Source organism: Proteus genomosp. 6, assembly GCF_040139785.1.
Taxonomy (GTDB): domain Bacteria; phylum Pseudomonadota; class Gammaproteobacteria; order Enterobacterales; family Enterobacteriaceae; genus Proteus.
The window spans coordinates 238,004-252,241 of sequence record NZ_JBEEVJ010000003.1; the positions used below are offsets into that span (position 1 = coordinate 238,004).

At 32.6% G+C, this 14,238-nt stretch carries 8 protein-coding genes and 2 pseudogenes; 4 read left to right on the forward strand and 6 right to left on the reverse strand.

The window, feature by feature from the left end; all coding sequences use genetic code 11:
- Positions 1-21: 21 nt before the first annotated feature.
- The 3 genes and pseudogenes from ABN212_RS05425 (at position 22) to ABN212_RS05435 (ending at position 4,184) form a co-directional block, all read left to right on the forward strand.
- Positions 22-909 (forward strand): PhzF family phenazine biosynthesis protein, encoded by an 888-nt coding sequence (locus tag ABN212_RS05425; protein WP_198619705.1) that lies wholly within the window; start codon positions 22-24, stop codon positions 907-909.
- A gap of 773 nt (positions 910-1,682) precedes the next feature.
- Positions 1,683-1,772, forward strand: a pseudogene (locus ABN212_RS05430) (hypothetical protein); the annotation flags it as partial.
- A 174-nt stretch (positions 1,773-1,946) separates the two neighbouring features.
- The gene (locus ABN212_RS05435) at positions 1,947-4,184 is read left to right on the forward strand and encodes a TonB-dependent hemoglobin/transferrin/lactoferrin family receptor (protein WP_196534134.1); all 2,238 of its coding nucleotides are present in this window, start codon (positions 1,947-1,949) and stop codon (positions 4,182-4,184) included.
- 113 nt (positions 4,185-4,297) lie between these two features.
- Here ABN212_RS05435 and ABN212_RS05440 read toward each other — a convergent pair whose 3' ends face one another.
- The 4 genes from ABN212_RS05440 to hprR all read right to left on the reverse strand — a co-directional run bounded on the left by ABN212_RS05440 (position 4,298) and on the right by hprR (position 8,053).
- Complete coding sequence (locus tag ABN212_RS05440; RefSeq protein WP_311747478.1) at positions 4,298-4,909, reverse strand: protein-methionine-sulfoxide reductase heme-binding subunit MsrQ; 612 nt, start codon at positions 4,907-4,909, stop codon at positions 4,298-4,300.
- Positions 4,909-5,919: a protein-methionine-sulfoxide reductase catalytic subunit MsrP gene (msrP, locus tag ABN212_RS05445; RefSeq protein WP_098942268.1), complete on the reverse strand. Its 1,011-nt coding sequence runs from the start codon at positions 5,917-5,919 to the stop codon at positions 4,909-4,911. Before msrP ends, ABN212_RS05440 begins: the two co-directional genes overlap by 1 nt.
- Positions 5,920-6,027: 108 nt before the next feature.
- Complete coding sequence (locus ABN212_RS05450; RefSeq protein WP_198632673.1) at positions 6,028-7,386, reverse strand: heavy metal sensor histidine kinase; 1,359 nt, start codon at positions 7,384-7,386, stop codon at positions 6,028-6,030.
- A complete protein-coding gene (hprR, locus tag ABN212_RS05455) occupies positions 7,361-8,053 on the reverse strand; it encodes a response regulator transcription factor HprR (protein WP_099074890.1) in 693 nt (230 codons plus the stop codon). Before hprR ends, ABN212_RS05450 begins: the two co-directional genes overlap by 26 nt.
- Before the next feature lie 1,068 nt (positions 8,054-9,121).
- On the opposite strand from hprR, the gene ABN212_RS18860 reads away from it, so the two are divergent.
- Positions 9,122-11,329 (forward strand): SEC-C metal-binding domain-containing protein, encoded by a 2,208-nt coding sequence (locus ABN212_RS18860; RefSeq protein WP_409339351.1) that lies wholly within the window; start codon positions 9,122-9,124, stop codon positions 11,327-11,329.
- Positions 11,330-11,631: 302 nt separating this feature from the next.
- On the opposite strand, the pseudogene ABN212_RS05470 reads toward ABN212_RS18860, so the two are convergent.
- Positions 11,632-12,693: pseudogene (locus ABN212_RS05470) on the reverse strand (restriction endonuclease).
- A complete protein-coding gene (locus tag ABN212_RS05475) occupies positions 12,644-13,783 on the reverse strand; it encodes a DNA cytosine methyltransferase (RefSeq protein ID WP_198619708.1) in 1,140 nt (379 codons plus the stop codon). Before ABN212_RS05475 ends, ABN212_RS05470 begins: the two are co-directional and overlap by 50 nt.
- Positions 13,784-14,238: the final 455 nt, after the last annotated feature.

Sequence of the window (14,238 nt, forward strand, 5' to 3'; positions counted from 1 at the left end):
TCGAAGCAATGCGGGAAATATATGCAAAATGAAGCTATACGCTCAGTAGAGCACGAGATCAAAGTACACCTTATAAACTCATTTACTCGAAATAATAAAGGTGGCAATCCTGCTGGCGTGGTACTTAATCCTCCTAAATTAAGTGATGAACAGAAAATTACCATCGCTAAAGAAGTCGGATTTTCTGAAACAGCTTTTGTTTATCAAGGTGAAGAGACGGATTTTAAGGTTGATTTTTTCACTCCTGAAGGTGAGGTCGATTTTTGCGGTCATGCGACATTAGCGGTATTTTTCACTTTATCTTCACTCAACTTATTGGCTTCTGGTCATTACACACAAAAAACGAAAGCAGGTATTCTAAGTGTCGCAATTAATGCTGAAAATATCGTTATGGAGCAAACACTACCTGTTTCACGTCAAGCTCCAAATATCGATGCAGTGGCTGCAGCACTGGGAATAAATTGCGAAACTATTTCAGAAACAGGCTTACCCATTGAGATATTTTCAACGGGACTACCTGATATTTTGATCCCTGTACAATTTGGGAAATTAGATACGCTAAAACCTAATTTTGAAGCGATTGCAAACTTAAGCCGTGAATTTAATACTATCGGTTTTCATGTTTTTGAACTTAGTCAAGATAAAGAAATTACTGCTCATTGCCGTAATTTTGCACCTTTATATGGCATCAATGAAGAATCTGCGACAGGGAGTTCTAGTGGCGCTTTAGGCTGCTATCTTGTTAAGCATGTTTTCCCTCATCAAACACATTTTTTATTAGAGCAAGGGCGTGCAATGCAATGTTCCTCTCTTATTCACGTTATTATTGATTCAACAGAAAATACGATTAGTCGAGTGAGAGTAGGTGGAAAAGCGACAATGATAGGCACGAAGATTATTACTCTTTAGAGAAAATAAAAGATTTTTAATTTCGAAAACTTATTTAAAATTGAAATCCGATTTGATCCTAGCTATAAAATAAATCCAGTGTATCTATCCTAAAATAGGAAGAAGCACTGGAAAATTATTTTTATAGTCGAGAATAGATATATAATTAATTAGTTAATTTTATATAAAAACAATACATCCATTATTTCTTAATTTTTTTATTATTGATGGTTCTTTGGTGAAGTTGTTCCAACGTAAATCTAGTTTGGTGAGTTGTGTTAAATTAATCATACTAAATTAAACTCGTTTGGGGAAAAAATTGCCCGAGTATTACTTCCTGTGACATTAGCTTTAGATGTCGTTACATTACCTTTGCAGTACCTATTTTTCTGCCATAAAGAAATATCATTGTGGGTATTTTGATATTCAAACTGAATATGAGATCACATCACCGGGCTTTAGCACTAACCAATTTGGCCGATGTGACTACGGTATATGGATAAAAGAAATTTCTACAGAACGGTGGAAATTACTTTGTATTAGCAATTCAAAATCGAAAACCAAGGAACAGTATGGGTAACAGTAAAAACAGGGTCTATGGGGGTATATATTGTTGATTACCAGTTCTCTCCTTTTCGCAAGTAATGAGATTGATGGTTTCAATGATGGTGATAGAGAGTTGTTCGATGATAAGCCCGTTTATCAGACATATCTTGACGTTTGTAATAGGCTTACCAGTGATTTTCATAAAACAACATAAACAGATAGTTAAAAGTAATGGCGATATATAATGGCTACGCCATATGAGTTGGAGTGAATTAGCTGATTTAATTATTAAAGGTATGGAAGAGGCAATTGAGGTTAAGACTGCAACTTATGATTTTGTGCTTTTTTATTCTTAAAGAATGCATTTAAATTAATATATGTAAACATAAATATAATTAATTTGTTATTAATTAGATAAAACAACTAAATTTTCAATTGTATTACAATTCCTTTTATTGAATTGAATGATAATGATTATAATTATCATTCAATACATTAATTAAGGAGTGTTTATGAAAAAAACGTTACTCTATCTAGTTGTTACCTCGATAGTTTTTTTTAATAATAAAGCTATATCTGAAGATGTTCTTTATGTGATTGAAAAAAAAGAAGAAAAAATTAATGAAAAAACATTAAATTCAGAACAATTGGAAAAAAATTTAATATTTAGCATGGAAGATATTGTTCGCCATCTTCCTGGTGTCGGTGTCTCATCCGAAGGACGTTTTGGTAATAATGGATATGCAATAAGAGGTGTTGATAAAGATCGTGTTGCTATACAGGTTGATGATATCCCTCAAGCAGAAACCTTCGATAATACCATTTATAAAGGTTATGGTTATTTTAATGGAAGTATGAATGATATCGAAACAGAACATTTAAAGTCTGTAATTATATCTAAGGGTGCTGATTCTATATTTTCAGGTAGTGGAGCATTAGGAGGGGCTGTAAAATACGTTACTAAAGATCCTGCTGATTTGATTAGTGAAGGTAATTGGGGATTTGTTTCTCGTAGTGTTTATACTTCTAAAAATAATGAAAAAATGCAAACGATAGGTATTGCAACTTCCCAACAAGATGTAGAAGGGATGCTCTTATATGTTTATCGTAATGGGCATGAAACTAATAATTATAAACATGAAAATGATATATTCGGTTCTGCTAGGGGAACACCAGATCCTCAAGAAAAAACGCGTCATTCTTTACTATCAAAAATTAATCTATTAGGTATTCAAAACCATAAAATAGGTGCTACTTTTGAATACAGTGAGGGTAAAACATATACAGATGAAAAATCTTGGTACTTATTTTCTTCCTATTATCGTACTGGTGATGATTTATCAAAAAGAATTAGATATACACTCTCTGATACGTGGACTCCAGAAAGATATATTGACAGTATGACGACAAGCTTTAATTGGCAAAAAATAGAACAAAAAGCATTTAGCTCTACGTTTGATGAACATTATAATGGTCATTATTATGATATTTTTGAAGAAAATAGTAGGAATATCATTCAATATGGTAGGTTTATTAATAATGAAATAGTATTAATGCCATTATCTTTATTTAATACAACGCACTCATTAGCACTACGAACTTCATATTCTACAAAAACACTTAACAATAAAAATATAGATACTAAATATCTAGGAAAGCCTAAAGTTCCTTATCAATCTAATTATAGCATCATCAGACCTGTATATACTCAAGATATTAGTATTGCTTTTGTTGATGAAATAAAAATGTTTGATGACAAATTAAATGTAGTTTTAGGCAGTAGATATGATAATGTTTCTCATCATACAGATAATGCTAAATTATCTTTAGCGAAAGATAGCGATCTCACTGATAATCATTATCAGGCTTTATCTTTGGCATTATCAACCAGTTATAACATAACACCAAATTATACTTTCCAATATAAAATTGGGCAGGGTTTTCGTATTCCAACAGCTCAAGAGCTTTATTTTGATTATGGAGGTAATGATGCTCGTAATCGCTTAGAGCCTAACCCTAATTTAAAGCAAGAAAAAGGATTAAGTAATGAAATATCATTAAGTTATAATAATGATAAATTATTTAATAAAGTAAATGTATATTATACTAAATACAATAACTTTATTGATCTTAAGCAGAGCGAAAAACAAGTTCCTAATCCGTGGTATGATCCTAATATGGGCGATAGTTATTGGAATAAGCCAACATTACCACAAAATCATCTTCAATATAGTAATGTTGCCTCAGCATACGTTTATGGTTTTGAGCTAACGAATGAAATTCGGCTTTCTAAAATATTCGGCTTAGATAATACATATATATTGCGTAATACATTTAATTATACACGCGGAAAAGATGCTTCTGGAGATTCATTACTTTCTGTACAACCTTTTAAATGGGTTTCTTCCTTATCTTATGATAATGCGGATAAAAAATATGGTGCAGGGATATTTATGACTTATTCAGCACGAAAAGAAGGTAATCAAGCAATACGGAATGGTCGTGAATGGCCATATCTTAGTGATTCTTATACTATATTTGACACAACAGCTTACTATAATGTAAATAAAAATATTGTATTACGTGCTGGGGTTTTTAATTTATTTAATAGAAAATATAGTACTTGGGATGCATTAAGAAGTCTGCCAGAATTTGGTACAACAAATCAAATAGATCGTGATCGTCTTGGTTTACAACGTTTTACTGCTCCTGGGCGTAATTTTTCTATGGATATATCATTGTATTTCTAATACTGAATTGATAGGCAACTATTTAGTTTATTACAATTTGTTAAAGCCTCTTAAATGAGGCTTTAACAAGATCATTTATATAATATTAGAATTAAATTGGTGGGTAGGCTATTTTATATATTAGTTGATTTGTTTTTTTTCTGTTGCCAAAAGCGAAAAAGGTAAGTTAATCCAATAATAATTAGATAAATAATAGGCTCTGGTGTTGGCGATTTTAATGATAAAAAATAATGAATACAGACTAATAATAAGAGTGGATAAAACAGATTATGTATTCTTTTCCATTCTTGATTAAATTTATTTTTTAACCAATCAAATGAACTTATAGCCATCAATAATAAAATTATCCAACATAAAGCGCCTATAATAAGATAAATACGGGAAAAAACTTCGCTAAAAAAGAAAGTAATATTTCCCCAACCTATTTCAAGTAGCAGATAACTTGCTAAATGTAAATTAGCCCAAAAAAAACACCATAATCCTAATAGTTTTCTTACTTGAAATAATGTGTTTAATTTTAAGTAAAAGGCAACCATAGGGATCAGAGCTAATATAATTAATAAACGTAACGTTGTAATTCCAGTAAAATGCTGAATATCTTTTGAAGGATCTGCGCTGAAATTTTGCGTATAAATTGTATAAATAAGCCAAGTGAAAGCCAATAAACCAATAAGATGGAATATGGTTTTTAATAACTTAACTTTTATTCCATATATTGGTTGCATTAAAAATTTCTCCGCAAATCTAAATCTTTATATAAATGTGCGACTTGGTCGCCATAGCCATTGAACAATAATGTTGGTTGTCTTGTAACTTGACCTAATCCACCTGTGCCTATAAAGCGTTCTGTTGCTTGTGACCAACGAGGATGGCTAACATCTGGATTAACATTTGCATAAAAACCATATTCATGCGGTGCTGAAAGATTCCACGTTGTTGGTGGGATTGACTCAGTTAAACGAATTTTGACAATGGATTTGATCCCCTTAAATCCATATTTCCACGGAACAACAAGGCGAATAGGTGCACCATTTTGGTTTGGCAAGGATTTTCCATATACCCCTGTCGCCAATAATGTGAGTGGATTCATCGCTTCATCGAGTCTTAATCCCTCGACATACGGGTATTGTAAACCGCCGCCAATGAAGCGACTATCTTGTCCGCGCATCTCCTGTGGTGCATAACGCGTTTCAAAGGCAACATATTTTGCACGACTATTGGGCTCAACCAAAGAAAGTAAGCTCGCTAATGGAAAACCGACCCAGGGAATGACCATCGACCATGCTTCAACACAACGCATACGATAGATACGTTCTTCTAATTGAAATTTATGATTAATATCGTCTAAGTTTAAAGTAAGTGGGCGATTAACTTCACCATCAATAGTTAATGTCCATTCTTCTGTTTTCATTGTGTGTGCATACTTAGCAGGATCGGATTTATTAAGGCCAAATTCATAGAAATTGTTATATCCAATTACCTTATCTTCATGAGTTAATTGTAATGAAGATTGATATTCTTCAGGTTGAATAAATTGTAATTCTTTACGGGATGATTTTGGTGTTGTTGGTTTGTTATCTTCAGTAAGCCATGAAAATAAATCGGCTTTTACAGTGGATGAAACCGCTATTCCAGCAGCGCCGATGCCTAATAATTTTAGTAAATTACGTCGTTTCATCATAAAAACAGATTCAGGTGTAATTTCTGATAGGTTATTTTTCCTGTTTTTTTTCATGATGTTACCTCTACATAATTAAGAAGATATTTGATTGATAAATTAATTATGCAGAGATGTTTTATAAAAAAGCTGACAAAAAGATGACAATTTTGTCATATCGCGTAATTAGCATGGAAAGGTTAAAATAAATACATTATGTTTTCCAATACGCTCGTAACTGACTTTACCCTCATGTAATGTCATAATCGCTTGCACAATTGATAAGCCTAAGCCATTTCCATCTGTTGTTCTTGCATTATCACCACGCCAAAAACGAGTAAATATTTGTTCATGTTGATTCAATTCATCACCAATATTACTGATACAAATCAGTAACTGATTTTTTTCTTTTTTACATTGAGTGACGACTTGTGTATTAGCGGGAGAATATTTAATTGCATTTGATATGAGGTTCATTAATATGCGAGTAAAAAGTAAGTGATCTGCACTAACTGTTAATGTTGTAGGCTCTTTTAATAAGGTAATCTGTTTTTCTTCTGCATAAAATGAAAATAGGTTATAAATTTCATCAATTAGATCCGATAAATCCAAGCTTTCTCTATTTAAAATGATATTTTTATTTTCAGCACGAGCGATAAATAAAATATTTTCAATTATTTTTGCAAGTTTATCCAGTTCTTCAATATTACTAATAATAATTGATTCATATTCTTCTACGCTACGAGAGCGTTGTAACATAATTTCATTTTGAACTTTTATAGCGTTAATGGGGGTTCTGAGTTCATGAGCCAAGTCATCGGCTAATTGAGTTAGCTTTACAAAATCATTTTTTAACCTTTTTCTCATTATATTTAATGAGTCACCTAAACTTTTCAGTTCATTGGGAAGTTGTGAGATATTTATGGTTTGGCTAAGAGTATGTATGTCTGTTTTAGCCGTAATTTGGCTAAGAAAACGGATATCCCTCAATCCATGTTTAATTAACCAAAAACTTAATATTCCCATAAATAAAATAGAAGCTAATGAGATAATCAATATTTTACTTAAATATTCGCTTAGCATACTGATGCGCACAAAGGATGCTTTGGCAATCACTACATTTAGCACACCTATTGGTGATTCTATTGTAAAGTTAATAGCCGAAACAGGAATACCTGATTCTGTTTCCCAGGAGGTAATCATGTTTAAATCTATATTCTTTGTATCAGTGGTTTTTAGATGATCTGCAAATAAAATATCTGAATTAGTATCAACTAAAATTTTATTATTAGCATCCGTAATATAAATAATATCTTGTTGCATATCCATCATACGTTGAAAATAGATAGGTAATGTTTTGATATCAATTCCACTATTAATTAACTTTACTAATTGGTCTGCACGATTTACAAGTAAGTTATTATCACGAGATATTAATTCATTTTTAAGCGATTGATAAAGCGTTAAAGACATAAAACCTGCATTTGCAATCATCAATATGATAAATAAAAAGATAATTTTAAATCTCAGTGATTTTGTTTTCATTATTGACTCCATTTAACCTATATCCCATTCCTCTAACCGTTTCGATTAATTTGATTTCAAATCCATCATCAATTTTTTTTCGTAAACGACGGATAGCAACATCTACAATATTAGTATCACTATCAAAGTTAATTCCCCAAATCTCGCTTGCAATTAATGTCCTTGGTAATATTTCATTAATATGTAAAGCAAAAAAAAGTAATAAAGAATATTCTTGGCGAGTCATTGGGATCTGTATATTATTACGCTCCACTTCATGACGAGATAAATTGATTTTTAAGTCAGCAATTTCAATAATTGTTGAAATATTTTTTTGAACTCTTAATTGATTTTTGACCCTTGCCAATAATTCTGAAAATGAGAAAGGTTTTACTAAATAATCGTTTGCACCTAATTCTAATCCTTTAACTCGGTCATCTATAGCATCCCTTGCTGTTAAACAAATCACAGGGACTGACTTTGATGTGCGTAATATTTTTAAAATATTCCAACCGTTCATTCCGGGAAGCATGATATCAAGAATAATCAATTTGTAATCATTTTCTAATGCTAAATAGAGGCCATCACGACCATCATTCGTAATATCAATAGTATATCCAGCTTCTTCTAGCCCTTTTTTAACCCAATTGGCTGTTTTTTCGTGATCTTCAATTAAGAGTATTTTCATTATGATCCTCTTAAACTCTTTAGAATAGGTATTTTGTATTATTTTAAACCAGTCATATATAGGATTAATAGAGCTAATTAAATATGATAGTTTTTACTAAAAATGACCTTGTAATAATAGATTTTAGAGATTCATAACATTGTTATTAAATAGCTTTTATGTAAAAGAGTAAGTAACTAATTTTATTCCAGAAATTTTTTATGTCAGTAGATTCACTCGTTTTTGTATTTTCATTCTTAAGAAAAAATTGTAAAACTTATATGTATGCGGCTAGGGTTTAGCAATAATTTATGATGAATATGCTATAAAAGTTGAAGAGGAAGAATGTATTTGCTTGGTCATTGAAACTAAAAAAGCCCACCTAAGTGAGCTTTTCTATACTTTAAATGATCCGCGTGTCATTTGCGTGTCATTTATAGTCCTTTTGTTGTCAGTGTGTAGTCTTGATGATTTCGCTAACTTCTTGTTTTTGAAACCGTTGTCCTATCACTGACCCAAGCTGGCGGAGTCTGAATTGGTTGTGTATTTATCTGTATTTAATGAATATTTATTAAATTGAGTAATTGATGAGTGCCATTAAGCTGGAGTAATAGATGTGGTTATATCTAAGTATTTAGCAACCCAAGAAGCATGCAAATAAAAATAATGTATTAAATAAAAATATGCGTCACAAGTGTCACTCACGTTATGCTATTTAATATCAATATGTTAGATTACTTTTTTGAGTCACACTTTATGACAAGAGTAATTTTAGTGTCACATTTAATGTAGTAATAAAATTTCACATAGGGGGTAGGGTCTGGACTAGTGACTTTTGAGTACCTAGCTAATACCTTGGGTAAATAGGAAAGAAGTGGGTTAAAATTTTTTAGAAAAATACAACATACAATCTAGCTATTAATCGTATGACATTATTAATAGAGATAGTAAATTATTATCACTAACTACATGACTAACTTTATTATGGGATAATCAATAGTTAAGTCGCGAAGCAAGATTTGTTGCTAGTTGATGCAACTTAGAGTGTGTTAAGTTGAGTATAAACAATCTTGAATAATAGTGAATATTATGAGAACCGAGCAAGAAATTTTTGATGAACTAGAGAAACTTAGTTGTGTAGAAGGTTTTTGGGAAGTTGTAGCATTTTTCTGTTGGAAAGATACCTTTATTCACTTTTCAGGTGAAAAATTGGATAAGGAATCATTTGCACAAGCATTTGATCGGACGCGTTTATCCAGAACTGAGCTTTCAACACTTATTGGTTTAGCGTGTAAAAGTGGATTTAATAATAGGCAATTAGAATTAGAAGAATTAAAAAAAATAGCAGATCGTGTCTGGCAACTTTTTGAAGAGCTACATTATAGTTTTTGCCCGCCATTAGACAGTGCTCTATTGTTGAAAAAATTTGATCCTAAAAATAGTAATGACATCCCTAGTTTTAGTGAATTTATTCGAGAAGTAATTCCAAGTAGCGATAAAAATTATTTTATGCGAGAAGCTATCTTTTATGGCGGGGATGGAGTTTTCAAGCATCAATATAGGGACTTAGCCAAACGTCGCTATTCTCTTGATGATGGTTGGATTGAAGCAAATAAAGGCTTTAACGTTTCTCAAGCAGCTGAAGTTATTTCGGCCATAGAACAAATTCAACTAGAGAAAGCCAATCAATTAGTATCTTCAGTAAAGTTCCTGCCATTGCCATATCATTTGCCTATGTTCATGTTTACTATTTCTGAAGTCGTGGCACAAAGTAGTTTAAATGAAAAGGTTGTAGAGGCTGTGATTGCGGCGTTATCAGCTAAGCCCGAAGACGGAATGAGCTGTTTTAAATCTGTGGATGATTTTAATCATAAAAATGCGTTTCCAATAATAAAAACTGTAGAGGGGGCATTCGTCAGTTTTCAAGGTTACAGCTTATGGGAGGCACTTTATGAAAGCCCATTTTTTTGGTTTAACGAAGACAGAACATATAAGGTTATAGCAAGTAAGCATCGAGGTGCTTTTACAGAAAACTTTACAGCTGAACGCTTAGCTCTAGTGTTTGGTGACGATAATGTTTTAACCAATATTGATATTTTCGATGGTAAAAATAAAGCAGGTGAAATTGATGTTTTGGTCACATTCGGCGTTTTTGCGATAGTCGTACAAGCTAAGTCTAAAAAACTCACTATCGAGGCTCGTAAGGGTAATAGTAAACAATTAGAAGGAGATTTTAAAAAAGCAATTCAAGATGCCTATGATCAAGCTTATTTATGTAGCCAACTACTACAAAAAGAAGGGTGTATTTTTAAAAATGAATTTGGCAATGAAGTTAAAATTCAATCTAATTTCAAGACGATATTACCTATTTGTATAGTATCAGACTATTTTCCTGCTCTTGCTGCTCAAGCTCGACATTTTCTTCAATATCAAACGACTAATGTAATAAAACATCCTTATGTAATGGATGTGTTTTTAATAGATATGATTACCGAAATGCTGCCATCACCTTTACGAGTCTTAGACTATCTTGTTAAACGGAGTGACTATGGTGATTCAATTCTTTCTAATCATGAGCTAGTAATTCTTTCAGCTTACATCATGCAAAACTTATATTTTGGGGAAGAATCGACATTAGTTATGCTTGATGATGATATATCTACAGATCTTGAATTAGCAATGTTAGCCAGAAGGGATGGTTACGATGGAGAGAAAACACCTGAGGGGTTTATAACTTCTCACAAAAAAGGTTTTGTTGGTGATATTATCAATGATATTGAGTTTTCAGCAGATTTTTGTCTTCAGAAACTAGGATTACACCTTTTATCATTGGATGGTGAAAGTATAGATCTACTCAATGACGCGATTTCAAAGATGATTGCTCAGTTTAAAATAGATAATCAACACCATGATATAACTCTTCCCTTGCTAAAGGAAAAAACGGGTTTAACTATTCACTGCAATGAAGATGATAATGATACGGCCTATAACAAACTGGTTGCACATTGTGAAAAAAGAAAATATACAACCCAAGCAGAGAATTGGGTAGGATGCTGTATTAGTCCAACTAAAGGTAAACTCCGATTTGCTTCATATCATGAAAGTAAGTGGAAACAATCGGATAGAATGGACAGACTAACGGCTAGTTTAAAACCTATTTCGTCGAGTAATCATATAAAAGATGCAAAAACGTTTTCGTTTGGTGAAAAACCGCAAATAAAACGAAATAAAATTGGAAGAAATGAACCATGTTCATGCGGTAGTGGTAAGAAATATAAACGCTGTTGCGCCTTATAAATTTAACTTAGATTTAGTAATAATAATTCATCAGGTTATGGGCTTCTTCATCAATGAGGGGCTGATTCTATATTGTTTTTGTTGTTTCTTGGGCTTTTGCATTTGCATAAGAGTAATCTACTGATAACAGCTGGCTACATACAGAAGTAGAATCAATAAGATATGATGATTTTTTGTTGGCGATTATTGTGATATAAAATGAAAAAATATCATATGTAATCAGCTCAAGTTAAAAGGAGCTATTTTTTATCATGAAGATTAAAATAGCCGAGATTAACTCGGCATGATTCTTAAATTAGTGGTTAGTGAGTTACACAATTTTCCATAAATGAATCAAGAAACTGATCTGTAATTCCTTTTGGCTTACGGCGTTCACAAAGAGAATATAATTCTTCTACTGCCGAGTAAGGAAAAAATTTTGCATCTAACTCGCGAAATTGTGGTCTATTTGCAAATTCAATAACTTTTGCTCGATATTCATCAGGAGCAACAATTGTCCATCTGATATCTTGTAAGCGGGGGGCATAATCACAAAAATTTTTCATACGAGTTAAGCCACTTATTATTCCAGTACTGTGTTCAATTTCCATTACTGCTGGCATTAACTTACCATTTCTGAACCATATACAGTCTATTAATTTTGCGCCATTGATAGCTTCACTGTATGAACTTAAGACCTTTTCATTGGAAAGGCTATCGATTACACCATCCATTTGCGCAATAGCTTTTCCGTTATACTTAAGCCCTCGATCATTTGCTGCAACCCATGTTCTATAGCCTAAGTAGTTACCAATTTTTACTAATGCTATTTGGATCTGCGCATGTCTTCTTTTTTCTTCAATCGATAACCCATCAACTGCGCGGATGGTATCTAAATCAACACTTTGGTAAATAACTTCAGTTTTCATCTCCGAAATAACAATATTAGTTTTATATTCAGAAAGAATTCCGTTTTCATGTGGTGAATTAGGTAAATAGATAAGATGTTTGTGACCTTTAGTGATTGTTTGTTTAGTATTAATAACTTCTAAACGGTCAAGTTTACACTAGTAAAATAGAGGAGTATGAGCAAGTAAACTTTCAATAACGGAACGGGTATTATAGCTTGCACCAAATACTCGATCTAAATTGATCGGGGAATCCTCTTGAATCGCATTTGCTAGACGCCAAATCATTTGACTAGATATACTTTCTGTTCGAGCGGCTTTTAACGTTTCTCCCTTTGTTGGGTTGAAACGTTTTATACGAATAGGACCTTCTGGTTGAGTAATCGAGTCGATAACTATTTTGCCAGCATTTCTGCCATTTACATAATCAAATTGCCTGTTTTTGGGTAGGTTCGCTATTGCATTCACCAGATTCATTGCTGTTAAATTCATCTTTTATTCCTAAATGCTCTAATATAGATGCTGCTATTCCTAATGCGGCAAGATAAGGGACACCATTACCAACAGTTTTGAACATGTTTGAAAGGGTCATATAACTAGGTAGTTCAAATTCTTTTGGTAGAGATTGAATAGCAAGTGCTTCTGCAACCGTTATTCTGCGCGGTTTATATGGATGTAAGTGTACTTCATTATTACCATAAGCTGCCGTTGGGGAATACCTCCAACGATGGAGGCGCTTGTAAGATTTTTTACTGTCGTCACCTTCTTCAACAGTTTTGAAGCGAGTTAATCCTGCTCTGGGAGTGAATACATGTTTTGAATTTACATGTGCAGAAACATCATTTTTAGTAAACCAGTAATCAACTGTTAGCTCTTCAGGAAGATGCTTGGGTATATCCAATATTGAATTTTCGGCAAATTCATTAGTTGTCGGCCATTTATATTCAAAAGCACTACGATCTGGGTAAGTTCTACCGCTCCAGATAAAGTTCTTAGATAATTCTTTACTTTTGAAACCGAGCAAAATGATGCGCTCTCGATCTTGTGGTGCACTATATTCAATTGAATTTATTAATTTTTCATGTAGGTTATAACCAGCAGTTACCAACTGTTCTTTTAGATGCTCAAAAAATTCTCGGTGTTTAAGTGTGCGATATAACCCCTTGACGTTCTCAAATAAGAAGAAATCAGGTTTCATCTCTACAATAATATTTATATAGCTTTGAGATAGCTTACCGTTTTCTCCATCGCGCCCTTTATTCTTACCTGCAACTGAAAAGTCTGGGCAAGGAGGTCCTCCAATGAAACCGACAAGTCTGTGTTCTTTTTTTAGAGTTTTAATTGAATCTTTCAAGTGTTTATGATCGATTGTCTCGATACTCTTTTCAGCATAGCCAAAGCGAGGTATAGCTTTGTTCATAACCTTTCGAGAGTGTTTGTAAGCATCCATAAATGGCGGGTGATATTCATTCACAAAAACCACTTCGTAGCCAGAATTTTCAAAGCCAAGGTCTAAGAATCCAGAGCCAGAAAAGAAAGAGAAGATGGCGGGTTTAAGTGTGGACATTTTTTACCTATTATCAATCATTGGGTTATGCGGAAATTCCACCATATCTTAACAGATGAGGGGGCTATTGCAACGGATCTCGGATTAGCTATGGCGGTATATTAGTAAAAAATAAAAAGAGTAAAATAGCGAAATTAGATGATAAGAATTTTATTTAATCATATGTTTTTTAAACACTATTTATCACTTATTTAATTAAGGATTATAAACTATAGATATTCCTATGCTAAATGAGAATTCAATATACGATGTGGTATAAGGAAGATAATTTTTTGAGTGATGAATCATCGCCCCAATATGATCTTTTGCACTGTTTCGTTGTTAAAAACTCTTTACAGCTACTAAATGAAAAGCGAAAACCAGCAAAGTCAATCCGAGAGAGGAGAGGGGGGAGGAACACTGAAATTTTAACAGAATCGCTATATAGATGGCGCTATCTAATTAAATTAAGGTTG